The following is a 23,482-nucleotide window of genomic DNA, read 5'->3' as shown; positions in this document are numbered from 1 at the left end:
AAACTTAACATTGCCCTAAATCTCGTAAAGGTTTGTTAAAGATTATTTAAACATTCGTAAACCACCTCAGAGCTCCAACTTGAGTTCCTTTGTGGCGAATTATAACAGAAACGAAAAGCAATGAAAAGAAGTACAATAAGTATCGCGGCGTTTTTTCTATCCGCCTCCTTTACTTACGGGTTTGCACAAACTCAGGACACAATCAGAACCGAAAAGAAAATTGAAGGGGTTGTGATCCGCGGAACCACGAACAAAGGTGCAGAAGCAAACCTTATTCAAACCCAACGACGCTCTTTAGAGGTCATCGAACGCGTAGGCTCCCTACAATTAGAGAAACAAGGAATTGGGGATGTATCCCTTGCAGTAACCAAAGCCACTGGAACTCAAAAACAACAAGGATCTGGACAGATCTTCATCCGTGGACTAGGAGACCGAAGCAACGCAACGACCATCAACGGACTTTCGATTCCTTCAAACGATCCCTCTTTCAAAAACATCGATCTAAGTATTTTGAAAACAGACATGATCGATTACCTTTCTCTAGACAAGGTTTATCATCCGAAACTATGGGGAGATGTCTCTGGAGCCACAGTGGATATTGTATCTAAAATCCATACAGGAAAACCTTATTTTAAAGTAAGCCTTTCCAGTTCAGCAAACCTCTCAACGCTTAAGCAAAATACATTCTACAAAGCACAAGGACTCAATTTCTTTGGCTGGAATGGCGCGACCATGCCTTCTGACAATGCTATTTTAGGGCAAGGATTTGCCTTTACAAAAGGAACTCAAAACCAGGAAACCTTCACCCCAATCAACTCCTCACTCGCAGTCGACTTTGGTCGTAACTTCAAAATAGGATCAGAGGGCAGACTTTCCGTCTTTGGATACGGTGCTTTTGAAAATGATCATCAATATGCACAGGGGATTTTTGGAGGCTCATACGATAGTGGCACTTCCTCTAATAAACTTTACCCTCGAAGCGAAGAATTCAAATATGCGACAAACACCACAGGTCTTGTCAATTTAAATTACCGCATGAATTCAAGACATTCTGTGAATTTCACAGGGAATTACATTCACACAACAGACCAAAAATTAGGATTCTATGAAGGACACAACCGAGATTTCTTGGACGATCCTTCCGAAACCACCGGGTATACACAGATGCGCCGTGCGGTTACTAAAGTTAACGACCTACTTGTACTCCAACTCAGAGGGGAACACGCTCTATCAGACGATTTAAAACTAAATTGGAATTTAGGGTATAACAACCTAGACAGTAAACACCCAGACCGTCAACAAAATGTATCTGTATTTGACCGCGCAAGTTCTCAAAGCTATTTCGCGAGTAGTAACCCGGGGGTAAACCACAGATACTTTGACTCCTTAATTCAGACGGATTACGTTGGAAACCTATCCCTTGATTACCAGCTTAGCGATAGAGCTAAGGTAACTGTAGGATACAATACAAAATATCAGGACAGCGATTTCCAAGCGACGCAGTACAACTTCCGAGTGAAGCTTGCACCTTTCAACTACTATGTTGACCCTAACAATTACGACTCGTTTTTCAATCTTGGAAATTACCAAACAGGCGCTTATTTTGATATTGTTACCTTTAGAGGAGACATCGTGCATAATGGGCAGACAGCTCTTATTCCTCAGTTTTACCAATCGGAAGTATTCAACAATGCAGGATATGCCAATTTAGACTATGAACTTAGCGATCGGTTCACAGGACAATTAGGCGTTAGAGTGGATCACCTAGACCAGCACATGGTTTACAATACAGCGATCTTTTCCAACGGAGGTGAGGTTCAAAAGAACTACACAAAAATCTTACCTGCACTCAACTTAAAGTATGTCCTAAACGACACGCAGAATTTACGATTTTCCGCTTCCAAAACCTATACATCCCCACTTTTGCTAGAACTAGCCCCGTTTGAATACGAAGACATTGACGATTCTAGCTATGGGAATATCGATCTCTACCCTTCCGACAATTACAACGTGGATTTAAAATGGGAAATGTTTCCTAAGAAAAGTGAGTTAATTTCAATTACCGCTTTTGCGAAACTCATTCAAAATCCAATCGCGAGAGTGACGGTAGCCTCTTCGGCAAACTTAGCTTCTTTTGTAAACGTAGGTGATACGGGGAAAATCTTCGGGTCTGAAGTAGAAATCCGTAAGGATTTGTATGAAAGAAATGGGACGAGGTTGTATGCTTTTGCAAATGCTACTTACCTCCACACAACCCAAGATCTTGATGCGGCCAAAGTGAGCAGAGAAAACACAACCGTGGCTGTGAACCTTATTAAAGACCAAGACAAAATGACGGGTGCTTCTGATTTCCTTGCCAATGTAAATTTAGGATGGCAACAAAAAGGAAACCGTGGCGAAGCCCTTGACTTTGTGGTGTCCTACTCTCACATTTCAGACAATGTCTACGCTTTAGGCTATGAAGGAATTGGAAATCAAATCGACAAGGCAATCAATACCCTTGATGCGGTCGCGAAAATTAAATTCAACAATGGAATTGGACTAACCTTTAGTGGGAAAAACTTATTGAACCCTACTTTCACTAGAATCCAAAGAAACACAACGGTAGACCACACCATCCGAGAGTTCAAAACAGGCATTTCTCTAGGTGCAGGGGTTTCTTATGAGTTTTAAGTCCCCCTCAAATACAATCAATCAAACAAGTAATTAATAAATCAAAATTTTAAAGTAATGAAAAAGAATCAACTAAAAGTATGGACCCTTGGTGTACTAATTGCCTCAGGTCTTGCACTTCAATCTTGTGACAATTCAAACGATCCTGTAATCGCTCCCCCAACAGGGATCGCAACGAATCCAAATGATTTTAAAGGAGAAGTTAAATCAGGAGAAACAGTAACGCTAGACGCCAGCAAAACGTATACAATTACAGGAGCTATTCACGTAAAAGAAGGTGGAAAGCTTGTAATTCCTGCGGGAACTCAGTTTAATGCAACCGCTGGAACTGCAGCTTACCTAACGGTTGAGCAAGGAGGACAAATTTTCGCAAACGGTACAGCGACCCAACCGATTGTCTTCACTTCAAATGCAAAAACACCAGGAAGCTGGGGAGGTATCGTTTTAAGCGGTAGAGCTCCAATCAACAAAGGTACTACAGCTACGGCAGAAGTAGGAAATACACAGTACGGAGGAACGAATGCTTCGGATAACTCAGGTTCTTTAACCTATGTGAGAATCGAATATGCAGGTGCTTTATTTAGTCCTGAAAAAGAATTTAACGGACTTTCTCTTTTCGGAGTAGGTAACGGAACCAAAATCGACAACGTATCTTTAATCAACGGATCTGATGATGGAATCGAATTCTTCGGAGGAACTGTGAATGTATCCAATATTGTCTCTGTTTACAACGAGGACGATGCCTTTGACTGGACAGAAGGATGGAACGGTACGGCTACAGGTATCTATACCAAAAGAAGAGCTGACAAAATCGGAAACCGTGGGATTGAAGCGGACAACAACTCTAACAACAACGATGCGGATCCAAGATCAAATCCTACCATCAAAAATGCAACCTTTATTGGCTATGCAGGCGTTGGAGAATCTGACGGTATTAAATTAAGAGTGGGTACTCATGGAACCTTTGACAACATCGTACTAGACGGATGGAGCACAGGATTCAATTTTGAACACGACTCTACGCTAAGTCATTTCCTAGGAGGTAACAAAATTACCAACGTAAAATATGTGAACATTGAAACAGAAGCTACTGCTAAAAATACAGCTAAAGAATCTGTGGATATTCCTGCATTAACCATTGGCGTGAACGCAAGCGCAACAGGCGCAGGTGCAGGTTCTGCAACACCAACTTGGGCTACCGGTTGGGCTGGACTCTAATCAAACTGTTATAATTCAAATGGTTTAGCCGTTGGAGAAATCCGGCGGCTTTTTTTGTGTATTTTATATTAGGGATCAATTGAAAGGCAAAACAAATAGGGAAAACCCTTTCGATCTTCCCTCTATTCTAAACTGAAAAAAAATTATTTTAGAATTTAGTCTTCGTCCGAATACTGCTCTAAAAAATAGGAAAACTCGAAGTCATCGACTTCCTCCTCCAGGTCTTCAAGCGTTTCAATAAGTCCTTCAAAGGTCTCGAGCTGGTCGACACTCATGTTGACAAATTCAATGTGAAGAGGAAGCTTTACATCGCCTAAAATGGAATCATGGAGTGCATCTAAATTGTCCCCAAAATAATCCGGAAGCGTTAGTTTTTCCTTCAGTTGACTATAGAATTCACTTTCCTCTCCAATGATACTGAAGTCGATAAAGACTAGGTTTGTGTCCATAACTTAAAAAAGATTTTAGGCTTAATGTTTTTGAAATGATTTGTAATGGTCTTTGCTTAACCAAACCTCGCCTTTCTTGGTAAAGACAATCCGATCCTTCCCTCTTTGGCCACAGTTGTAGTTTACATCTGCTTCCATATAGGTGTTTTCAATCGGCAAGAGTTTTTCGCGATTGCCAAATATATCTCCTCCAATGGCCTGTCCAGGCAAAACTTCACAAAGGTTTCCTTCGCTCGCAATCCACCCTTTTTGTTTTGCTTGCGATTTCGTGAGATAATAAGAGGGCAGCTGCCCATTTTCTTTCACATACGAAATCACGACGTCCTGCCGGGTTAATTCCTTTATGTCCTCATTGGATTTTAAAACGACATCCTTATTTTCCTTCGCGCTTTGAACAGGATCAATTTGCTGTGGGCTTGCGCCCGGCACAATTACCGTCCCACTGCTTTGGCCTGTAAGATCTCGGAAATCTCCAGAATTGATAAAAAACAGGGCAATGAACATCGTCATGGCTCCGATAAAGAAAAACAGTATTTTTTTATTTCGATCTGATTTCATTTGTCAATTTATTTTAATCTCTCCACTGTTCTGGGATATCGCAAACAGGAATTGGATTCATTTTATGTTGCGCTTGTGAATTCATGCGCTTAAAAATCTGGTAGACTTCGAGCATTCGTCCCTGATAATCGTCTTGCGTCTTTTCTCCCCATTCTTTTTGAATAGCTTCAAGCTCCTTGTAAGTAGCTCCAATTTGGTCCTCGTCGGTACGCTCCACGTCCCAGAGCCCATCGGTGGGAATGGCATTTTGAATTGAATCTACCAAATCCAATTCTCGCGCCAAGTTGTAGACTTCTGTTTTATAAAGGTCTCCTATGGGAGAAACATCCACCCCTCCATCTCCGTATTTGGTATAAAAACCGATGCCAAAATCTTCCACTTTGTTTCCTGTACCACAGACGAGTAGCCCTTGGGTCTGTCCGTAGTAGTAAAGCGTTAGCATTCTTAACCTTGACCGGGTATTGGCTAGGGCTAGGCGGTTGTCGCTTACAGGAAGATTCGATTCAAGCGTGCCCTCCAAATTCTCAAAGGGATCGGTTATGTCCACTTTTAAGGCTTGCACATGGCTATATTTCTTCTTAAGATCTTCTATATGCTCCCAAGCTCGATTGACTTCAGACTCTTTCTGACGAATGGGCATTTCTAAAAGCAAAAGTTCAAGTCCCGTTCTTGCGCAAAGCGCAGAAACCACGGCGGAGTCCACTCCCCCTGAAATACCCACCACATAGCCTTTAACCCCTGCATTAAGAGCGTACTGTTTTAGCCAGTCCACGATCCGATTAATTATTTTTTCGCTTTGCATCTTTTTTATTTGAACTTCGAACTCCGCGACGAGGCAAGTCCTTTTATTTTACTTAATTTTGTAAATTAATTACGTGGTAAAGATAATGAATGACATGCAGAGATTGGGTGGGATGTCCTGTTTTTTTTAATCGAAAATTTTGAATCTCTAGATTCTTGATTTTCCTTTTGATCAAACGAAGGGACAGAAGTAAAAAATCCACATTTCCCTAGCAAACCCACTTACTCTCATTAATCCCTAAGCAAATGCTTAGCAGAGAATTTTAATAAAATGAAAAAGACGCAAATCACACTTGATGTAGAACTAGACGAAAACAATGTTCCGGAATCCATCTTATGGAATGCCCAAGACGGCGGAGTTGAAAAACAGCCGACCAAAGCTACAATGATCTCAGTTTGGGACGATCGTACAATGGAGGCTTTACGAATCGACCTGTGGACGAAAGACATGCCGCTAGATCAGATGAAGATGTTTATCCATCAGGTTCTAATTTCACTATCTAGTACGTATTCGAGAGCTTCTGGTGAAGAAGACGTAGCCGCATGGATGGAAGAAATGGCCGAAGAATTCGCCAACAAATCAGCAATTAAAATGTAAAGAAAGATGAAATTTAATACCAAAGTTATTCATGGTGGTCAACAGCATGAACCGCATACTGGGTCAGTGAATGTCCCCGTTTTCTTAACCTCAACTTTTGCCCAACAAACCCCTGGAAAATTAAAAGCAGGATATGAATACTCACGAGGCGCAAATCCCACAAGACAGGCCTTAGAAGATTCTCTTGCGAGCATTGAAAATGGCCACACGGGTCTAGCCTTCGGCTCAGGTCTTGCCGCTATCGATGCCGTTTTAAAACTGTTAAATCCAGGCGATCACATTGTGGCAGTGGACGATTTATACGGCGGTACTTATCGCTTGTTTACAAGATTGTTTTCTAAATACCAACTAGAGTTTTCCTTTGTAAGCTTCGAGAACGCAGAGAATTTGGACTCCGCGATTCAAGAAAACACAAAGCTTATTTGGCTCGAAACCCCTACCAATCCGCTAATGAAGTTAGTGGACATTAAAAAAGTGGCCGATCTTGTGAAAGGCAAAAACATTTTGGTGGCCGTGGACAATACCTTTGCTACGCCTTACATTCAGCGCCCACTTGATCTGGGTGCCGATATCGTAATGCACTCAGCGACCAAGTATCTAGGAGGGCACTCTGATGTCATCGCTGGAGCTTTAATTACCAAGACCAAAGAGCTTGGAGAAGAATTGCATTTCATCCAATTTGCAAGCGGAGGAATTTTAGGACCACATGATTCCTATTTAGTTTTGCGAGGAATCAAAACGCTTTCTCTTAGAATGGAGCGTCATAGCGAAAACGGAATGAAAGTCGCCGAATTCTTAGCGCAGCATCCCAAAGTAGGTAAAGTATTTTACCCAGGACTGAAATCAAATCCTCAGTACGATCTTGCCCAAAAACAAATGAATGGCTTTGGCGGAATGGTCTCCTTTACTTTTAAATCCAATGACAGGCAGCAGGCGGTGAAATTTTTAGAATCTGTCAAGGTTTTCACCCTAGCAGAAAGTCTTGGCGGTGTGGAATCTCTTGCCAACCACCCTAGCACGATGACCCATGCTTCGATTCCTGCAGAAAAAAGACAAGAATTAGGGATTACGGACGATCTCGTACGACTAAGTGTCGGTATTGAAGATGCAGACGATTTGCTAAGCGACTTAGAAAACGCTTTATCCTTTTAAAGTAAAAAGAACGGCCTTGCCGTTCTTTTTTAATCTAATTTTAGTACCATGACAGACTTTACTCAGTATTTAGAGCACTACATTTCTTTAATCTCCAGCGAAAATTGGCAGCAGGAACTCCTTCTTTCTAAACAAAAAACGCTAGACCTGCTTAGTCCTCTATCCGAGCAGCAGGCCTTGTTTCAATACCAAGAGGGAAAATGGAGTATCAAAGAAGTCTTGCAACATCTTATGGATGCCGAAAGGATTTTCCTTTACCGTGCCCTACGCTTTTCACGTAAGGATACGCAGCCACTGCAAGGATGGGACGAGGAACTGTACGCCCAAAATGCGGCCGCAAACGCTCGCCCTCTTTCTGAGATGCTAGAAGAATTTAAGTGTGTACGAAAGTCTACTTTTCTATTTTTTCAAGGGCTTCCAAAAGAAAGTCTGCACTTTTCCGGCGTGGCAAACGGTCACGAAATTCAAGTGGAACAACTTGGCAAACTCCTGTTAGGCCATCATTTGCATCATCTTGAAATTCTTAAAACTCGCTATTTTCAAAAGGCACCATGGAACAAGTAATTGAGGTTTTAAATAACGACGGGGTCATTCTTTACCCCACCGATACGATTTGGGGTTTAGGCTGCAAAGCTACTAGCCTAGAAGCCATTCTTCGCATCTACGAGATCAAGTCTAGAGAACAGAGTAAATCCATGATTATCCTTGTAGAAAACGAGAAAAGATTAATGGACCTTGTGGAAGTACCCTCCATGGCTTGGGACCTCATCGATCTTGCGGAGAAACCACTCACTCTAGTCTACGACCAGCCTAGGGGCCTTCCAAAAGAGCTTTTGGCACCTGATGGGAGCATAGGGATTCGATTAACTAAAGAGCCCTATTTAAAAAAGCTAATCTCCAAACTCAATTGCCCTTTGGTTTCCACTTCAGCCAATTTAAGTGGCGACAAAAGTCCTCTGCAGTTTTCAGACATACATAAAGACATTGTCTCTAATGTTGACTTTGTTGTAAATCAGGACCAAGATCGCGTTTCTACGTTTTCAGGTTCTTCCATCATTCGCATCTGGAGTGACAATCGAATCCACGTGATACGTGAGTAATTTTCTAAAGGATTCGTATCTTTGCCCGCAAGGGAACTTTTCCATGCCTGGTGACCCCATTATCCTTACTAAATCCAAGGATTTTTGTCAATATGAAACTCAATTTAGTACAAAATAAAAATTTTAAGCTTTTCAAAACGATCTCGCAAATCTCCGAGCAAAGGGGCCAATCCGCTTACATTGTGGGAGGCTATGTGCGCGATCTCTTATTAAAAAGAGACACGCCTACAGATATTGATTTTGTGACGGAAGGCTCTGGTTTAGAGCTTGCGACGGCCGTGGCCTCGGAACTTGGACCCAATTTAAAGGTTTCCCTTTTTAAAACCTATGGAACGGCTATGTTCAAGCATAACGGGCTTGAACTTGAGTTTGTTGGCGCAAGAAAGGAAAGCTATACGGAAAACAGCCGCAATCCCAATGTCGAGTCTGGCAGTTTAAAAGACGATCAGATGCGTCGCGACTTCACCATCAACGCCATGGCAATCTCGCTTAACCCCGAGTCTTTCGGAGAGCTCATTGATCCTTTCTTTGGCATTGAAGATCTTGAAAACAAAATCCTTCGAACCCCGTTAGAACCTGAGCAAACTTACAGCGACGACCCCCTTCGAATGATGCGTGCGCTCCGATTTGCTTCTACCTTGAATTTCACGATCGAACCCAAATCCCTAGCAGCTATTACGACGCAAGCAGAGCGAATAAAAATCGTCTCGATGGAAAGGGTCATGGTGGAATTCAATAAAATAATGCTTTCACAGAAACCTTCCCTCGGCCTACGCCTTATGGAAGAAACGGGATTATTAAACCTAATTATTCCCGAACTTGTTGCGCTGAAAGGAGTGGAAGAAATCGAGGGGCAAACCCATAAAGACAACTTCTACCATACCCTTGAGGTGGTGGACAACATTTCGCTTTTCACAGAGAATTTATATTTGCGCTATGCCGCTCTGTTCCACGATGTCGGAAAAGCCCCCACAAAAAAATTTGTCGATGGAATAGGCTGGACTTTTCATGGCCATGAGTATCTAGGTTCAAAAATGGTAAGAACGCTCTTTCAAAGACTTAAACTTCCACTGGGCTCAGACATGAAATATGTACAAAAACTTGTCAAACTATCCTCTCGACCGATTTCGCTGGTTACCGACGATACGTCTGACAGTGCCCTTAGACGTTTGCTATTTGATGCGGGCGAAGACATGGAGGATTTATTCACTTTATGCAAAGCCGATATCACCACCAAAAATTCGAAAAAACAGCGAAACTTTAAAAAGAATTTTGATTACGTGGCTAGCAAAATTAAAGAAGTAGAAGAGAAAGACCAGGTTCGAAATTTTCAACCCCCTGTTTCCGGAGAAGAAATCATGGCACTTTTCAACCTTTCACCCGGACGAGAAATTGGAATTCTGAAGGAAAAAGTCAAAGAAGCGATTTTAGAGGGCGAAATTGAAAATGAAAGATCTCAGGCGATTTCCTACGTGATTAAGGAAGCCGAAAAACTAAATCTAAAACAGAAATAAAACAAACAAAACCGCCAAATCATTTGATTCTGGCGGTTTTTTGTTCTTCTTTTTTACTTCTTAGAATTGATATTCAACCCCTAGCATGTAATGACGAGGAAGCGTCGTGTAGCCTGCAACGTCCGTGTAGGACTTATTAAAAAGATTTCCAATATTTAGATTCGCTTGTAAGGCCTTCGTGATTTTCTGATTCGCGCTTAAACGAAACACGTGGTAGCTTTCCAAATTCACATCTTTCACACTTGCACTTTGATCATCCCAGTAGGAGTCGCTGCGGGAAGAAACGAATTGATGCGAAAGAGCAAGTGAAGTGCTTTCAAAAGGATCGTACTGTATATAGGAATTCACCCTCTGTTTCGGTTGACGCAAACGAGTAAGCTCATTGTCTTTCTCAACAAAACTGAAATTGGCACCTAGTCTCCATTTCTGTTGCCATCTGGAGTCAAATCCCAATTCAAATCCCTTCACCTTGTTTTCATTCACATTAATAAATTTCCCTGTGAAATCAGGATTGTTCACGTAGGCGAAAACATCTTGTTCGTTACGCAAAAAGAAAGACCCGTTTAAAACAAGAGACTGGTCCTTGCGACCTACGCTAAAATTCACTTCGTGCGTGGAATTGGTTTCCGGTACGAGTTCTTTGTTTTCTACTGTATAGGGTAAGCTTCCATAAAATTGATAAAGCGTGGGTGCAATGAATGCACTGGCGTAGGAATAGCCTATTTTATAATAGTTTGGACCAAATTCTTTGAGGACAAACGGATTAATGCTGTAGACCAAATGATTTCCAAACTCAGAATGGTGGGTGTTTCGAGCACCTAAGTCCAAATGGAGCACCCCCCAATTTAAATTGGCATTGGCAAAGACATCAAAATTCGAAACCTTCGTATCTTTCAGAACAAGGACTTCTTCCATTGATTCCCCGCCCCACGGAAGAGCTTTGGATTCCATCTTTTGCGTCTCGTAGGAAATCCCTGCACTTAGTGAAATGTGCTCATTAAATGTATAGTGGTTTAAAAGCTCTGTAAAAGTATTCTCACCTCCGTAAAAATATTCATCACGGTAGTGGTCTGAATTCCAATTCTGAATTGTTCTATCAGAGTCTGACAAACGTGAATTGAGCACGAGTTGTCCGCCTTTGTAGTTGTAATACCCTCCAACACCTACGAATTTCTGGGAGTCGTCTCCTCTTCCTTTGCCGTCTGAAAAGGCGCCCTGATCATCCTCGTGGAAATGATGGGACATATTCCCTTGCGCATAGAATCCAAAAGAATCTGTGTCATAGCCGATTCGAGCCCCTAGACTTTGTCTTTCGCTCCCATCCTTATCAAACCCCTCTCCTTTTGCAGAAGAAAGTCCGTCCTGTTTCTCATTTGTTCCATTGAGATTGTAGCTCCAAGCGCCTAGTTTCCCACGAAGGGCTAGTTGTTGACCAAAATGACCAAATGAACCTCCTTTTAAACCTGCGACTGCCTGCAATTTTTTCTGAGTGCTTTTAAGCGTTCGAACATTAATAACCGACACGGTCGCATTCGATCCATACAGAACGGAAGAAGACCCGTTAAGAACTTCGATACTTTCTATGGACTCCAAAGGAATCAGACGAAGATCCGTAGCGGTATAGTCGTTTCCTGTCACATCTTTTAGGGGTACTCCATCGATTAGAATGAGTACATTGGCAAGTTTACCTCCTCGCACTTTTGGGAATTTGGGTTCTTGCGAATTGTTTGAGGCGCCGGTGAGTTGAATGCCGCTCACACTTTGAAGAACTTCGCTTAAGTCACTTCCTTTAAAGCGCTGTAAATCTTGGGAAGTTAAAAGCGTCACATTTTTACCGGTAGCATAAAGCTGCTGCTTCTGTTTACCTGCAATCGTTACCTCTTGAATTTCTCCAAGTGAGGGTTGTTGTTGGGCGTGCACTACTGATTGTACGACAAGCAGCGCTCCAACAAAAATTAATCGTTTTCTCATAATTGAAAAATTTTGGTTAAAGTTTACTTACCGGAAAAAATAAAGTCTAAGTCCTTTGCCGTAATGCAAGGGATATTCAGGCTTTTCCTCCGAAAGCGTTAATAATTCAAGTGCTCGTAGATAGGTTTCCTGACTTTCACATTTTTAGGCCTTCTCCTTACGGGATGTAAAAATGGCTCTTCTAAAAATTAGACGACGGTGATTTACAGTTGCGGGGACAGTTGGTGAATTGCACACCATTCCCTGTTCTAAGAACGGGGCGAAGATACGAATAAAGAAAGAGTCTTACTCTAAAAAATTATAGGAAGCTAGAGTCAAAAGAAAACGGAAGCAAATCCCGAATAGAACGTGTTTTGCAAACCTCTCCAGTCGTGGACGCAAAATACACTTCAATCTCTTTTTCTTGCTTGCTTTCATATTCAAGAATGCTTTGTCGACAAGCGCCGCATGGAGGGGCAAGTACAGGATTTTCTACAGATCTTTCAGGACCGCCAATGACAAACAATTTAAGAATTTTTTCACTCGGATAGTTTGCCGAAGTCCAAAAGATGGCTGTACGTTCTGCACAAAGGCCAGAGGGATACGCAGCATTCTCTTGGTTATTTCCCAAAACAATCTCTCCATTTTCGAGTAAAAGTGCACAGCCCACTAGGAATTTAGAATAAGGGGCATACGCGTTTTCGCGAGCTTTTTGGGCCGCTTTGTAAAGTTTCTGTTCCATCGCATCTAACTGCTCAATGGAATCGAAATATTCAAAGTCGATGGTCAATTCTTTGTTCATCTAAAACATCTATAAAGTGGGAGTAAATGTAGGACTTTTTCTCCGAGTGCAAAGCCTGAGCCTAGGTTAATGAACGAAAAAAGGTTAATTTTACATCTTATACAATCAAAAAACAGTACGAATGAAACTTTTTACTCCCTTAAAGCTACGAAATTTAGAATTGGAAAATCGCTGGGTGATGTCTCCCATGTGCATGTACAGTTGTGAGAACGGAGTGCCTAATGATTTCCATTTCGTTCATTACGGATCTAGAGCCATGGGCGGTACAGGACTTCTAATTATGGAGGCGACCGGCGTTGTGCCAGAAGGTAGGATAACTCACAAATGCCTTGGGCTTTGGAACGACAAACAAAAAGTAGAGCTAGAAAAAATCGTTTCTTTTATTCATAAAAATTCGAATTCAAAAGTAGGCATCCAACTTGCGCATGCAGGAAGAAAAGCCTCCACTTGGGAAGGTGTTCAATTGGCTCCTTCCGAGGGCTGGACCCCTGTGGCACCTTCTCAAATTCCCTATAAAGACTCGGAACAAACCCCACACGAACTAAATGAGCAGGAGATTAAAGAAATCGTTCAGGCCTTTAAAAAGGCTGCAGAGCGTGCGCTTGACGCGGGGTTTGATCTTCTCGAAATTCACGGAGCTCATGGATATTTGATTCATCAATTCCTCTCGCCTTTGTCCAATCAAAGATCGGATCAGTACGGTGGCTCCTTTGAGAACCGAATTCGTTTCCTACTTGAAATTATCGACCAAATCACTCCTTTGCTAGATCAGGAGCATCCCCTTCTTGTTCGGCTATCTGCGGATGAATATGCGCAAGATGGTTGGGATGTAGCGCAAAGTATTGCCCTTTCCAAAATTCTGAAAACGAAAGGGGTGGATTTAATTGATGTCTCAAGCGGTGGCAATATTCAGGGAGCTAGAATTTCCGTTTTTGATTCTTACCAGGTACCCTTTGCAGAAGCCATTCGAAGCGAGGCATCGATCAAAACAGGAGCTGTGGGACTTATTCACGATGCAATGCAAGCAGAAGAGATTTTAACCCAAGACAAAGCAGACCTTATTTTTGTAGGTCGAGAAATCCTTCGAAACCCTTATCTTGCAAGCCAAACGGCCATGGAGCACAATGAAAACTACAGTTTTCCAGTCCAATACGAACGAGCTAAACGAAGATGAAATTAGAAGATTTTTTCTGGAGCTGTCCCTATAGAACCTACCTAGGCATTGAGTGCTATGGCTGTGGAGCGCAGACTGCCCTGGCTTTACTTTGGAAAGGAGAATTTGCCGAATCGTTTCGCACCTATCCCGCGCTCCCTACTCTTCTACTACTTGGGCTCGTGTTTCTTTTGTTTGTCATAACAAAAAAGAGGAAGCTGCAAAACCTGCTGCTTCCCCTTGTGATCCTTAATGTAGTCCTTATTGTAGGATCTTATTACCTAATCTAAGTTTATGATTTAAACTTACTGATGACCTCTAATGTTTTTTCAAGTTCTTGTTCTTTAATCGCATCGGAAATAAACCAGGTTTCAAAACCACTCGGTGGTAAATAAATGCCGTGGCTCAATAGATGGTGAAAGAATTCATTGAACATCTCGTGATTCGCTTGGGCGGCCTCATCAAAATCTTTCACCTCTGAGGTTTCAAAGAACAAAGACATCATAGAGCCTTTGCGGTTGATCAGATGCGAGATTCCTTTTTCATTTAAAATAATAGCTATTTCACGGTCTAAAATTTCAGCTGTTCGGTTAATTCTTGTATAAAACTTCTCGTCACCCAAAATTTGTTCTAAAGTCACTAATCCAGCTCTCATCGCTAAAGGGTTCCCACTTAACGTACCGGCCTGATAAACGGCACCCTTAGGTGCAAGATGATCCATTATTTTATTAGGTCCTGCGAAAGCGCCCACCGGCATTCCTCCTCCTATTACTTTTCCAAACGTGACTAGGTCTGCGCGAACGCCAAAAACCTCTTGCGCGCCTCCGAAAGCAAGACGAAAGCCTGTCATTACTTCATCAAAAATCAAAAGTGCACCGTGATGGTCGCACAGGTCTCTAAGGGCTTGCAAGAAATTGTCTTCGGGTACAACACAACCCATATTCCCCGCTACCGGTTCAATAATGATTGCGGCAATATCGCTTCCTTCTTTTTCAAAAAGTGACTTTACGCCTTCTAAGTCATTATACTTTGCAAGCAGAGTGTCCTTTGCTGTTCCTTTCGTCACGCCTGGAGAATTCGGATTCCCGAAGGTCGCAGCTCCACTTCCTGCTTTAATTAGGAAGGAATCTGAATGACCGTGGTAACATCCTTCAAATTTTACAATTTTATCTCTCCCCGTATATCCTCGAGCTAACCTCACGGCGCTCATGCAAGCCTCCGTCCCTGAAGAAACCATACGAACTTGGTCTATATTGGGTACTTTGGATACGATTAATTTCGCGATTTGGGTTTCTAGCTCGGTGGGAGTACCAAAGGAAAAACCACTTTCCGCCTGCTGTTGAATCGCTTCTAAAACTTTTGGATGGGTATGCCCTAGAATTGCAGGTCCCCAAGAATTAATATAATCAATATAAACTCGGTTGTCTTCGTCTGTTAAATAGGCTCCCTTCGCCGACTTCATAAACACAGGAACACCCCCTACGGATTTGAAGGCACGTACAGGAGAATTCACCCCGCCCGGAATATATTTTTTCGCCTCATCGAAGAGTTCTGAACTTCTTTGGTATACCATAATAAATCAATTTAAGAACGAAAAATCTTCTTCGTTCAAGGTCTGCAAATTTACGAAATTAGAAGGAGACTTAGCGTCTCGGCTTACGCTTTTGGAGATAAATCAGCTGGCCTACTCGGGGCTGCTGGCCGTAAGACATTCGATTTTTAGAATAAAGTTGGGAGAGCTTCACGCCAAACTTCTGAGCGATGTCATGCATGGTTTCACCCACTTGAGCCTCGTAGGTTGCAACTAAGGCTTTGGAAGATTTGGCTTCCAGGAACAAAACATCGTTTTTCTGTAACTCTGGACCAGAAAGCTCGTTCCATTTCATAATCTGCTTCTCTCCAATATTAAATTTATTACTGATAAAGGCTACTGTAGTTGTGGCGGGAATGATTATAAATTTCTTTCGAGAATTGGGATGGGTTTTAATGAGAATTCCTTGAAGGAGTTCCGCTTCCGAGCGCAACTCTTGGACCTCCTCCACTCTTTGCGCATAAGAAACTTGCTTATAAGGCACCGTTAAGGTGACAGGCTCCGCTTTCGCATTGGTTTGATCCAATTGTGCCATGAAAATCTTATCTTCTCGAAGTTCAGGATACAACTTTAGAAGTGTAAAGTAAGTCTCTTTCGAACTTGTGCGATCAAATTCGTACAGTTTTAATTTTTCAATCTTATCAATTAAAATGTAAGCATACCTAGGATTCGTTGCGTACCCTGCTTTTTTAAGTCCATGGGCCCATGCTTTGTAATCTTGCATGTCTAACGTGAAGAGATTCTGATAGTATTTTCGAAATCGTAAAAATTTAGAATGATCTTCGTAGGATTCACGCGGATCTTCATACACTCGAAAGCATTCGTTTGGCGCATCGTCCGTATGGGACATGGTTTTCCCAGTCCACTCTTCCTTGCATTTAATTCCAAAATGATTGTTTCCCATTTGCGCGAGACGGCTCTGGCCTCCTCCGGTCTCTAATAGACCTTGAGCCAAGGTAATCGAAGCGGGAATTTGATACTTCTCCATTTCCTCCACCGCATAGGGAGCGAATTTCTGGATGTACTGATCTTCTGTCTTCCAACTTTGACCACTCAAAAATGTAATTAGTAAAAGCGTAAAAGCAACCAAGCTCTTTTTCATGTCTTATCTATTTAAACTAAATTAGTTCTGCTCTAATTCTCTACAGGCTCAATTAACACTCTGCCCTTTGATTTCAAAAATTCATTTGCGCCAGCAATTCCTTGCAGACCTCCCGTGTGAATGGCTAAGATCCTAGTTCCTTTTGGGAAATAATCCTTCTCGATTAACCCGAGCAAACTCTGCATCATTTTCCCCATATAAAGTGGGTCTATCGCCACCAAAAACTGACTCGAAAATGCATTCACAAACTCAATGAGCTCAATGGACATTTTTCCATATCCAGCTTCCGCCGCCTCGATTAATTCAAAATTCTCTCGTCCTGAAAGACGACTAATAGTCGCATGCAAACTTCCATCCTTTACGACCTTAAACCCTAGAATTTTTTGATTTGGAGCCGCAAATTTGGAAAGCCCCGCAAGGGTTCCCCCCGTGGCTACGGGCGCACAAATATAATCAAAACCTTGAGTTTCAGCCCCTAGGACATGTTTAAAGCCTTCCACTGCCAATTCGCTCGTTCCTCCCTCCGGGATTAAAATTGCATCTTTCGCTAGCGCTTTCACAAGCTGCACAATTTGTTCTTTCTCTCGGTATACCTCTCTCGAAACAAAACTAAATTCCATTCCATTTTGGTGGGCAAAACGAAGAGTGGGATTTTGCATCCAACTGTCTATCAACTCCTCTCCACGTACAATTCCGTGGGTGGAAAAACCAAAGCGTTTTCCCATCGCAGAAATTGCGGCAATATGATTGGAATAGGCACCTCCGAAGGTGTAGAGTACCGGTTTTTTTGTTTCTTTTTCCAGTAAAGTTTTGATGGGATAGAAAAGTTTCCAGAATTTATTCCCCGAAATTTCGGGATCTATCTGATCCTCTCTTTTCAAAAAGAGGTGCACGTCCTTTTTTATCGGAAGCTCAACAATAGGAGCGGTATTCAAGGGCAGTTCCATATAGGTTTCAAAATTAAAACATTTCCCGCAACTTCGTCCTATTTTGCCAACCGAATTCCACAGCCCACGCATACAATGCCTCGCTTCAATAGCAAACAAATATTTAATAAAACTAAATAGAGCCCTCTATTTTATGCTAAGATTTTAATATCTTCGCCATCAAAACGACGCGAGGTGGGCGAAAAAGAGCAAATCTTTTCCAAATTAATAAAAGATAATCAAGGTTTGATTATCAAAGTCTCACGCCTCTATACAAACTCTTTAGAAGACGAAGAAGACCTTTTCCAAGAAATTGTGTTACAATTATGGAGAAGCTACGACACATTTAAAGGACAAAGTAAAATTTCGACATGGATGTATCGTGTCGCACTGAATACCGCTATTACGCTATTTCGAAAGAAAACAAAATCGCCGAAGACAGACGAGCTCATGGAATACCACCAAAGAGATTATCTGGAAGAGGACAACGATGAGAAACAATCTCAGATAGCCCTGCTCTACAAAGTAATAAAATTACTTCCAAGAGTAGAACGAGCCATCGTTGTCATGTACTTGGACGATCAGCCCTACCGAGAAATTGCAGAAACCTTAGGTATCTCCGAAGTAAACGCTCGGGTCAAAATGAACCGTCTAAAAAAGACACTTAAAGAATTGATGGAAAAGCATGCCTGAATTTGATCTTGATAGCCTGAAAGAGCAGTGGCAAACGCAGCCACTTACGCAAAAATACGGAGCGCCAGAAATCCTTGAAATGCTCAATAAGAAGTCACGTAATTACGTGAAATACATTTACTATATAAGCATTGCTGAGTTCACCCTTTTTATTGCCATCGCTCTGTATTATCTCCTAAGTGGGGACGATTTGGGTGATTTCATGAAAACCGTTGGGAAATTAGGAATTGAAAATCCTGATCGCTACCGCGAAATCTTCTCAGTGCTGTACACGGTGATTAAAGTATCAAGCCTCCTGGTGAGCAGTTTTTTTGTGGTGCGCTTCTACAAGGCATACAAAAAAATCAAAGTCGAGGAAAATCTAAAAAAATTCATACTTCAAATTGTAGCCTTTCGAAAAACTGTGAATTTATTCATACTAGTAAACATTCTATTAATCGTCCTGTTTATTGGAATGATTATTACCTTCCTTTTTGCTCTCTTATACCAAGAAAGTGTTCAAATTGACAGTCCTACTCTTTATGGACTTGCTACCGGAATGATCGTCTCGACAATCCTGAGTGTAGTTCTAATCTGGGGGTACTACCGTCTCGTGTATGGCATCTTAATGGGTCGCTTAGGGAGAAACTTAAAACAACTTCAGCAGATTGAAAATACAAGCGAAAATTAAATTAGGCGTACTTTAAAAAGTACGCCTAATTTGATTTCGAATCAGTGACTATTCTTTGTCAGAAAGCGGAATTCTACAATTCCTTTCTTAATCTCGCCACGGGAATACTTAACTGTTCACGATACTTAGCAATCGTTCTACGAGCAATGTTATACCCCTTTTCTTTTAACAAACCAACCAGTGCATCGTCTGTATAAGGTTTTCTTTTGTTTTCTTTATCAATCACTTCCTGCAAGTGCATCTTGATCTCCTTAGTAGAGACCTCTTCACCGTCGTCATTGGTTAATGAATCTGAGAAAAGATCTTTTAGATAGATAATACCATTGGGCGTATCTGCATATTTACTTTTCACCACCCGTGAAATGGTCGAGATATCAAACCCCGTGATGTCAGCGACATCTTTTAGAATCATGGGTTTGAGGGATTTATCGTCTCCCGTTAAAAAGTATTCTTTTTGCAATTTCACAATCGCAGTGATGGTTTGAAGAAGCGTATTCTGCCTTTGGTTAATGGCATCAATGTACCATTTGGCAGCGTCTAGTTTTTGCTTAATAAACAGTGCAGCTTGCTTGTGTTCACTCGAAGTTTTGTCATGGGAATAGGTGGAGAGAATCTCCTTGTATTCATCAGAAACCCTTAGAGTAGGTGCGTTTTTGCTATTTAGCAAAGGAACTACTTCGTATTTTCCTTTGACTAGTTCCTTGATTTGAATTACAAAATCCGGAATAATTTCCTGGTTGATTGTGATAGTTTGCGTATCAAAATTCCCACCAACTTTGGGAGAAAGTTTTGATATTTCTTCTAACGCATCCTTAAGATCCTCTTCTTCCACATCGTACTTCTGCATGATCTTGCTATAGTGCTTGTTGGTCAGAGCATCAAATTGATTGCGAAGGATGTTCGCAGCTAAACTAACAGACTTGTCGCGCGTGACTTTCTTTTCAATTTGAAGCAGAAGACATTCCTGCAGGCTTCGTGCTGCTACTCCTGGAGGATCTAGTTTTTGCAAATAGTTCTCCAGGATGTTTTCAACCTCTTCTTTGGTCGTGTAGATCCCTTGAGAAAAAGCCAGATCGTCTACAATCGCCTTAATTTCACGTCTTAAATAGCCGTCTGTATCTAGGTTACCAATTATATATTCCCCTATTTTTAGTTCATTCTCTCCGATATTAATTAGGCGAATCTGTTCGATTAAGTAATCGTAAAGAGTTTGCCCTTCCGTGAGAAGACTTTCATTATCAAATTCTTCGTCGTCCGCTGAATAATTGCTTGAAGCGGTTTTATAGGAGGGTTCGTCGTCGAAAAGATATTCATTCACATCAAAATCCGTATCGATGGTCTCGGTCCCTTCCTCTTCATACTCCGCACCGTCCTCAAAATCGTCCCCTTCCTTTTCCTCTTCACTCGTCCTTTCAAGGGCAGGATTTTCCTCCAACTCTCGTTCCAACTCTTCTTCAAATTCAAGTGTATGAAGCTGAATCAGTTTCATCAATTGAATCTGTTGAGGAGCCAGTTTCTGGCCTAGTTTAAGTTGTAAATTTTGTTTTAACATATATCAGTTCAAGCTACAAAAATAACGGCTATTCTATCGGGGAATTCTATAGGCTTTCCGTAATATTTTATATAATTATTAAAATTCTGCGCTTTTTGGGGTTCTAGGGAATGGAATCACGTCTCTAATATTGGTCATTCCGGTCACAAACAGAACAAGTCTTTCAAGACCTAATCCAAATCCAGCGTGGGGAACGGATCCAAACTTTCGAGTATCTAAATACCAATAAAGCTCTTGTTGATCCACTTCCATTTCCTCCATCTTTTTCTTAAGCACCTCGAGACGTTCTTCTCTTTGGGATCCCCCAATGATTTCTCCAATGCCTGGGAATAGAACATCCATTGCCGCCACCGTTTTCTCCTCTTCATTCAGGCGCATATAGAACGCTTTGATCTCTTTCGGATAATCAAAAAGGACCACTGGGCATCCAAAATGCTTTTCCACTAGGAATCGTTCGTGCTCACTTTTCAAATCGGCACCCCAACCCTCGACCGGGTATTGAAATTTACCCTTCTTATTTTCTTTTGAGTTCAGTAGAATTTCAATGGCCTCTGTGTAGGAAACCCTTTTAAATCTCTTCTCAATTACATTTTCTAATTTTTCAATAAGTCCTTCCTTCGCGCGGTCTTTCTCAGGCTTTTGTTTTTGCTCCTCTGAAAAACGTTTGTCTAGAAAAGCTAAGTCTTCCTTGCAGTTTTCTAATACGTACTTGATTACATACTTCAGGAAATCTTCGGCTAAATCAATGTTATCCTCAAGATTGTTGAATGCAACCTCTGGTTCCACCATCCAGAATTCCGCTAAATGGCGAGTTGTATTGGAGTTTTCAGCCCTAAAAGTAGGTCCAAAAGTGTAAACACGGCCCAGCCCCATCATCGCGGTTTCTGCCTCGAGTTGTCCCGAAACCGTCAGGGAAGTCTTGCGACCAAAAAAATCTTGTTCGAAATCGACTTGACCTGCATCGTCCTTTGGGAGATCATTTAAATCCAGCGCAGTGACACCAAACATTTCTCCAGCTCCTTCTGCATCCGCTCCCGTAATAATGGGCGTGTTGATATAAGTAAACTGATTTCTATTGAAATAGTCATGAATCGCAAAACTCACCGCACTTCTTACTCTGAATACAGCACTAAACAAATTGGTTCTAAATCGCAAATGTGCTTCTTCCCTTAATTTCTCAAGTGAATGCTTTTTCGGTTGTAGAATCGTTTTCTGTAGATCCTCATAGAAATTGTCACCTAAAATTTCAATTTTCTTGGCAATGATCTCTACGCTTTGACCAGCTCCTTGACTCTCTACTACTTCTCCCGTAATCTTTAAAGAAGATCCGATATTAATATTTTTGATCAAATCTTCACTGAAACCCAATTCTGGATTCACTACGATTTGCAAATTATTGAGTGTGGAACCGTCGTTCAACGCAATAAAACGGTTAGAACGAAAAGCTTTAACCCAACCGTATACGGTAAGGTCGTGATGAAGTACTTTCTTGTACTCTTGTAAAATGTCGTTTAGTGTACTCTTTTTCATAGATACGTCTGTTGAGGACAAAGATAATAAAAATTGGCTTAATTTTTGATAGCGCAAATAGAAATCAATCGACTGAAATAGAGATTTTTATCGAACTAGCTGGTCTTTATAGCGACCTAAACACAAACTCCGCAGCAGCAATCTGATCAAGCAGAAACGAAAAAATCTACAATTTTCGAAAATTAAAGAAACTCCATAGCTTTCGGTTTTGAAGATAATCCTTATCATGTTCCATGGCGTACGCTTCTCGTTCAAAGGAAATACATCTATACGCTAAGGGTCCATTTTTAAGTTTAAAATACCAATAATAATATTCAAGAACATACCATAGATAAAAGAATACAACAAGAAGTTCGACTTGTTGGCGCATATGGATCCGCTCATGATTGAGTAGAACAGGATTATTCAAATCCCGTTTGGAACGCAAAATCACAAAAGGAAATAGCGTGATGCCATTTATTTTCGTATTTTTGAGAAGAATTGAACAGACCAAAACCATAGTTCAAAACTAGTCAAAAAAAAATGTAGTTTAAAATTTAACTTATGTCCCGTCTGCCCATCAAAGAAAATGAAGACTATTATTATAACGAGCAAGGATACAGAGTTTTCACTGAAAACTACCATCTAAAAAGAGGGTATTGTTGTAAAAACGGTTGCAAACATTGCCCCTACGGCTACGACAAGAAAACCGATACTTTTAAAAAAAACCAAGATAAAAATAAATCAAAATGAAAAAATACGCATTCCTTTTATTTATAGTAGCGAGTTTTGTTGTGATCTCCTGTAGTCCGTTTCAAGTTCGCTCTGATTATGCAGAAAGCACCAATTTCAATCAATACAGAACCTACCAACTCCGGATACAAGATTTGAAATTAAACGACATTGACAAAGACCGAGTTTTGAATGAAGTCTCTAGACAACTTCAAAACAAAGGACTTACGCCTACACAAAATCCCGAACTTATCGTAAACATAAAGGCAAGGCATAAAAATGTAAACGACATCCAAACATCAAATCCTTACGGCCTATACGGTTGGGGAAGCCCTTGGGGATGGGGATTTGGCATGCAAAGAACATGGAGCACTAACTACAACCGAGGAGGACTTGTAATTGATTTAATCGATGCGAAAACCCAAAGACTCGTTTGGCAAGGAATTGGCGATGGAATCTCAGTGGATTCTCCAAAACAAAAGCAAAAACAAATTCCAGAAATCATCGAAGAAATGATGGCTAATTATCCGCCAAAAGCAAATTAATAAGGTCACAATTTAGCATACAATCAACGAAGCCAAACGCTTCGTTGATTTTTTTTGCCTTGTTTTGAAAAACTCATCTTAGCCGTATGAAGAATAGGGATTGTGCATGCCTATTATCAACTGAAACTCTTATTCAGCGGTAAATATCCATTGCTATATAACCAAGACGTGTGATGAATAGCCTAATGATTCCA

The 23,482-nt window shown here is 41.2% G+C and carries 24 protein-coding genes and 1 riboswitch; of the genes, 13 read left to right on the top strand and 11 right to left on the bottom strand.

Annotated elements, in window-relative coordinates; genetic code table 11:
- Positions 1–120 precede the first annotated feature (120 nt).
- Positions 121–2,673, top strand: a complete 2,553-nt coding sequence (locus AC3IRX_RS09740) for a TonB-dependent receptor domain-containing protein (RefSeq protein ID WP_489210053.1) — start codon at positions 121–123, stop codon at positions 2,671–2,673.
- A gap of 57 nt (positions 2,674–2,730) precedes the next feature.
- A complete protein-coding gene (locus tag AC3IRX_RS09735; RefSeq protein WP_489210051.1) occupies positions 2,731–3,891 on the top strand; it encodes a hypothetical protein in 1,161 nt (386 codons plus the stop codon).
- Between the two features lie 155 nt (positions 3,892–4,046).
- On the opposite strand, the gene AC3IRX_RS09730 is transcribed toward AC3IRX_RS09735, so the two are convergent.
- Genes AC3IRX_RS09730 through nadE form a run of 3 tightly spaced genes read right to left on the bottom strand, consistent with a single transcriptional unit; the run spans position 4,047 to position 5,700 of the window.
- Positions 4,047–4,340: a barstar family protein gene (locus AC3IRX_RS09730; RefSeq protein WP_489210050.1), complete on the bottom strand. Its 294-nt coding sequence runs from the start codon at positions 4,338–4,340 to the stop codon at positions 4,047–4,049.
- Positions 4,341–4,361: 21 nt separating this feature from the next.
- A complete protein-coding gene (locus AC3IRX_RS09725) occupies positions 4,362–4,898 on the bottom strand; it encodes a ribonuclease domain-containing protein (protein ID WP_489210049.1) in 537 nt (178 codons plus the stop codon).
- A 13-nt stretch (positions 4,899–4,911) separates the two neighbouring features.
- Positions 4,912–5,700, bottom strand: a complete 789-nt coding sequence (gene nadE, locus AC3IRX_RS09720; RefSeq protein ID WP_489210048.1) for an NAD(+) synthase — start codon at positions 5,698–5,700, stop codon at positions 4,912–4,914.
- Between the two features lie 270 nt (positions 5,701–5,970).
- Here nadE and gldC point away from each other — a divergent pair, with 270 nt between their 5' ends.
- From gldC to AC3IRX_RS09695, 5 genes are all read left to right on the top strand, one after another.
- Positions 5,971–6,297: a gliding motility protein GldC gene (gene gldC, locus AC3IRX_RS09715; RefSeq protein ID WP_489210047.1), complete on the top strand. Its 327-nt coding sequence runs from the start codon at positions 5,971–5,973 to the stop codon at positions 6,295–6,297.
- Between the two features lie 6 nt (positions 6,298–6,303).
- Positions 6,304–7,449, top strand: coding sequence for a cystathionine gamma-synthase (locus AC3IRX_RS09710; RefSeq protein ID WP_489210045.1), 1,146 nt, complete (start codon positions 6,304–6,306; stop codon positions 7,447–7,449).
- Between the two features lie 48 nt (positions 7,450–7,497).
- Positions 7,498–8,013: a DinB family protein gene (locus tag AC3IRX_RS09705; protein ID WP_489210043.1), complete on the top strand. Its 516-nt coding sequence runs from the start codon at positions 7,498–7,500 to the stop codon at positions 8,011–8,013.
- Positions 8,001–8,549: an L-threonylcarbamoyladenylate synthase gene (locus AC3IRX_RS09700; RefSeq protein WP_489210041.1), complete on the top strand. Its 549-nt coding sequence runs from the start codon at positions 8,001–8,003 to the stop codon at positions 8,547–8,549. The genes AC3IRX_RS09705 and AC3IRX_RS09700 overlap by 13 nt, the downstream gene beginning before the upstream one ends.
- A 92-nt stretch (positions 8,550–8,641) precedes the next feature.
- Positions 8,642–10,063 carry a CCA tRNA nucleotidyltransferase gene (locus tag AC3IRX_RS09695; protein ID WP_489210040.1) on the top strand — a complete coding sequence of 474 codons (1,422 nt, stop codon included), beginning with the start codon at positions 8,642–8,644 and terminating at the stop codon, positions 10,061–10,063.
- A gap of 60 nt (positions 10,064–10,123) precedes the next feature.
- Here AC3IRX_RS09695 and AC3IRX_RS09690 read toward each other — a convergent pair whose 3' ends face one another.
- Complete coding sequence (locus tag AC3IRX_RS09690) at positions 10,124–12,034, bottom strand: TonB-dependent receptor plug domain-containing protein (protein ID WP_489210038.1); 1,911 nt, start codon at positions 12,032–12,034, stop codon at positions 10,124–10,126.
- 102 nt (positions 12,035–12,136) lie between these two features.
- Positions 12,137–12,318, bottom strand: a riboswitch (cobalamin riboswitch).
- Between the two features lie 14 nt (positions 12,319–12,332).
- A complete protein-coding gene (gene cdd, locus AC3IRX_RS09685) occupies positions 12,333–12,815 on the bottom strand; it encodes a cytidine deaminase (RefSeq protein ID WP_489210036.1) in 483 nt (160 codons plus the stop codon).
- 121 nt (positions 12,816–12,936) lie between these two features.
- On the opposite strand from cdd, the gene namA reads away from it, so the two are divergent.
- Both namA and AC3IRX_RS09675 read left to right on the top strand, forming a co-directional pair.
- Complete coding sequence (gene namA / locus AC3IRX_RS09680) at positions 12,937–13,989, top strand: NADPH dehydrogenase NamA (RefSeq protein WP_489210034.1); 1,053 nt, start codon at positions 12,937–12,939, stop codon at positions 13,987–13,989.
- The gene (locus AC3IRX_RS09675; RefSeq protein WP_489210032.1) at positions 13,986–14,258 is read left to right on the top strand and encodes a DUF2752 domain-containing protein; all 273 of its coding nucleotides are present in this window, start codon (positions 13,986–13,988) and stop codon (positions 14,256–14,258) included. The genes namA and AC3IRX_RS09675 overlap by 4 nt, the downstream gene beginning before the upstream one ends.
- A gap of 2 nt (positions 14,259–14,260) precedes the next feature.
- On the opposite strand, the gene hemL is transcribed toward AC3IRX_RS09675, so the two are convergent.
- The 3 genes from hemL to AC3IRX_RS09660 form a co-directional block, all read right to left on the bottom strand.
- The gene (hemL, locus tag AC3IRX_RS09670) at positions 14,261–15,541 is read right to left on the bottom strand and encodes a glutamate-1-semialdehyde 2,1-aminomutase (protein ID WP_489210030.1); all 1,281 of its coding nucleotides are present in this window, start codon (positions 15,539–15,541) and stop codon (positions 14,261–14,263) included.
- A gap of 70 nt (positions 15,542–15,611) precedes the next feature.
- Complete coding sequence (locus AC3IRX_RS09665) at positions 15,612–16,661, bottom strand: glucosaminidase domain-containing protein (protein WP_489210028.1); 1,050 nt, start codon at positions 16,659–16,661, stop codon at positions 15,612–15,614.
- A 32-nt stretch (positions 16,662–16,693) separates the two neighbouring features.
- The gene (locus AC3IRX_RS09660) at positions 16,694–17,608 is read right to left on the bottom strand and encodes a 1-aminocyclopropane-1-carboxylate deaminase/D-cysteine desulfhydrase (RefSeq protein ID WP_489210026.1); all 915 of its coding nucleotides are present in this window, start codon (positions 17,606–17,608) and stop codon (positions 16,694–16,696) included.
- A 174-nt stretch (positions 17,609–17,782) separates the two neighbouring features.
- Between AC3IRX_RS09660 and AC3IRX_RS09655 the strand changes: the two genes are divergently transcribed.
- Positions 17,783–18,280: an RNA polymerase sigma factor gene (locus AC3IRX_RS09655; protein ID WP_459084466.1), complete on the top strand. Its 498-nt coding sequence runs from the start codon at positions 17,783–17,785 to the stop codon at positions 18,278–18,280.
- The gene (locus tag AC3IRX_RS09650) at positions 18,273–18,950 is read left to right on the top strand and encodes a DUF8845 family protein (RefSeq protein WP_489210024.1); all 678 of its coding nucleotides are present in this window, start codon (positions 18,273–18,275) and stop codon (positions 18,948–18,950) included. The genes AC3IRX_RS09655 and AC3IRX_RS09650 overlap by 8 nt, the downstream gene beginning before the upstream one ends.
- Before the next feature lie 73 nt (positions 18,951–19,023).
- Here AC3IRX_RS09650 and rpoN read toward each other — a convergent pair whose 3' ends face one another.
- From rpoN to AC3IRX_RS09635, 3 genes are all read right to left on the bottom strand, one after another.
- Complete coding sequence (gene rpoN / locus AC3IRX_RS09645; RefSeq protein ID WP_489210022.1) at positions 19,024–20,502, bottom strand: RNA polymerase factor sigma-54; 1,479 nt, start codon at positions 20,500–20,502, stop codon at positions 19,024–19,026.
- Positions 20,503–20,580: 78 nt separating this feature from the next.
- Positions 20,581–22,032: an asparagine--tRNA ligase gene (gene asnS, locus AC3IRX_RS09640; RefSeq protein WP_489210020.1), complete on the bottom strand. Its 1,452-nt coding sequence runs from the start codon at positions 22,030–22,032 to the stop codon at positions 20,581–20,583.
- 166 nt (positions 22,033–22,198) lie between these two features.
- Positions 22,199–22,531, bottom strand: coding sequence for a hypothetical protein (locus AC3IRX_RS09635; protein ID WP_489210019.1), 333 nt, complete (start codon positions 22,529–22,531; stop codon positions 22,199–22,201).
- A gap of 44 nt (positions 22,532–22,575) precedes the next feature.
- On the opposite strand from AC3IRX_RS09635, the gene AC3IRX_RS09630 reads away from it, so the two are divergent.
- Both AC3IRX_RS09630 and AC3IRX_RS09625 read left to right on the top strand, forming a co-directional pair.
- Positions 22,576–22,764 carry a C1orf53 family protein gene (locus AC3IRX_RS09630; protein WP_489210018.1) on the top strand — a complete coding sequence of 63 codons (189 nt, stop codon included), beginning with the start codon at positions 22,576–22,578 and terminating at the stop codon, positions 22,762–22,764.
- Complete coding sequence (locus AC3IRX_RS09625) at positions 22,761–23,288, top strand: DUF4136 domain-containing protein (RefSeq protein ID WP_489210017.1); 528 nt, start codon at positions 22,761–22,763, stop codon at positions 23,286–23,288. Before AC3IRX_RS09630 ends, AC3IRX_RS09625 begins: the two co-directional genes overlap by 4 nt.
- Positions 23,289–23,482: the final 194 nt, after the last annotated feature.

This window comes from Epilithonimonas sp. KH_059 (assembly GCF_057838485.1).
The sequence above is the reverse complement of the archived record's forward strand: the minus strand, read 5'-3'. Positions and strand labels throughout refer to the sequence as shown.

What these genes read in the sequence shown, in the direction of transcription:
- AC3IRX_RS09740 (WP_489210053.1), top strand. Translation starts at nt 121, where the DNA reads ATGAAAAGAAGTACAATAAGTATCGCGGCGTTTTTTCTATCCGCCTCC.
- AC3IRX_RS09735 (WP_489210051.1), top strand. Translation starts at nt 2,731, where the DNA reads ATGAAAAAGAATCAACTAAAAGTATGGACCCTTGGTGTACTAATTGCC.
- AC3IRX_RS09730 (WP_489210050.1), bottom strand. Translation starts at nt 4,340, where the DNA reads ATGGACACAAACCTAGTCTTTATCGACTTCAGTATCATTGGAGAGGAA.
- AC3IRX_RS09725 (WP_489210049.1), bottom strand. Translation starts at nt 4,898, where the DNA reads ATGAAATCAGATCGAAATAAAAAAATACTGTTTTTCTTTATCGGAGCC.
- nadE (WP_489210048.1), bottom strand. Translation starts at nt 5,700, where the DNA reads ATGCAAAGCGAAAAAATAATTAATCGGATCGTGGACTGGCTAAAACAG.
- gldC (WP_489210047.1), top strand. Translation starts at nt 5,971, where the DNA reads ATGAAAAAGACGCAAATCACACTTGATGTAGAACTAGACGAAAACAAT.
- AC3IRX_RS09710 (WP_489210045.1), top strand. Translation starts at nt 6,304, where the DNA reads ATGAAATTTAATACCAAAGTTATTCATGGTGGTCAACAGCATGAACCG.
- AC3IRX_RS09705 (WP_489210043.1), top strand. Translation starts at nt 7,498, where the DNA reads ATGACAGACTTTACTCAGTATTTAGAGCACTACATTTCTTTAATCTCC.
- AC3IRX_RS09700 (WP_489210041.1), top strand. Translation starts at nt 8,001, where the DNA reads ATGGAACAAGTAATTGAGGTTTTAAATAACGACGGGGTCATTCTTTAC.
- AC3IRX_RS09695 (WP_489210040.1), top strand. Translation starts at nt 8,642, where the DNA reads ATGAAACTCAATTTAGTACAAAATAAAAATTTTAAGCTTTTCAAAACG.
- AC3IRX_RS09690 (WP_489210038.1), bottom strand. Translation starts at nt 12,034, where the DNA reads ATGAGAAAACGATTAATTTTTGTTGGAGCGCTGCTTGTCGTACAATCA.
- cdd (WP_489210036.1), bottom strand. Translation starts at nt 12,815, where the DNA reads ATGAACAAAGAATTGACCATCGACTTTGAATATTTCGATTCCATTGAG.
- namA (WP_489210034.1), top strand. Translation starts at nt 12,937, where the DNA reads ATGAAACTTTTTACTCCCTTAAAGCTACGAAATTTAGAATTGGAAAAT.
- AC3IRX_RS09675 (WP_489210032.1), top strand. Translation starts at nt 13,986, where the DNA reads ATGAAATTAGAAGATTTTTTCTGGAGCTGTCCCTATAGAACCTACCTA.
- hemL (WP_489210030.1), bottom strand. Translation starts at nt 15,541, where the DNA reads ATGGTATACCAAAGAAGTTCAGAACTCTTCGATGAGGCGAAAAAATAT.
- AC3IRX_RS09665 (WP_489210028.1), bottom strand. Translation starts at nt 16,661, where the DNA reads ATGAAAAAGAGCTTGGTTGCTTTTACGCTTTTACTAATTACATTTTTG.
- AC3IRX_RS09660 (WP_489210026.1), bottom strand. Translation starts at nt 17,608, where the DNA reads ATGGAACTGCCCTTGAATACCGCTCCTATTGTTGAGCTTCCGATAAAA.
- AC3IRX_RS09650 (WP_489210024.1), top strand. Translation starts at nt 18,273, where the DNA reads ATGCCTGAATTTGATCTTGATAGCCTGAAAGAGCAGTGGCAAACGCAG.
- rpoN (WP_489210022.1), bottom strand. Translation starts at nt 20,502, where the DNA reads ATGTTAAAACAAAATTTACAACTTAAACTAGGCCAGAAACTGGCTCCT.
- asnS (WP_489210020.1), bottom strand. Translation starts at nt 22,032, where the DNA reads ATGAAAAAGAGTACACTAAACGACATTTTACAAGAGTACAAGAAAGTA.
- AC3IRX_RS09635 (WP_489210019.1), bottom strand. Translation starts at nt 22,531, where the DNA reads ATGGTTTTGGTCTGTTCAATTCTTCTCAAAAATACGAAAATAAATGGC.
- AC3IRX_RS09630 (WP_489210018.1), top strand. Translation starts at nt 22,576, where the DNA reads ATGTCCCGTCTGCCCATCAAAGAAAATGAAGACTATTATTATAACGAG.
- AC3IRX_RS09625 (WP_489210017.1), top strand. Translation starts at nt 22,761, where the DNA reads ATGAAAAAATACGCATTCCTTTTATTTATAGTAGCGAGTTTTGTTGTG.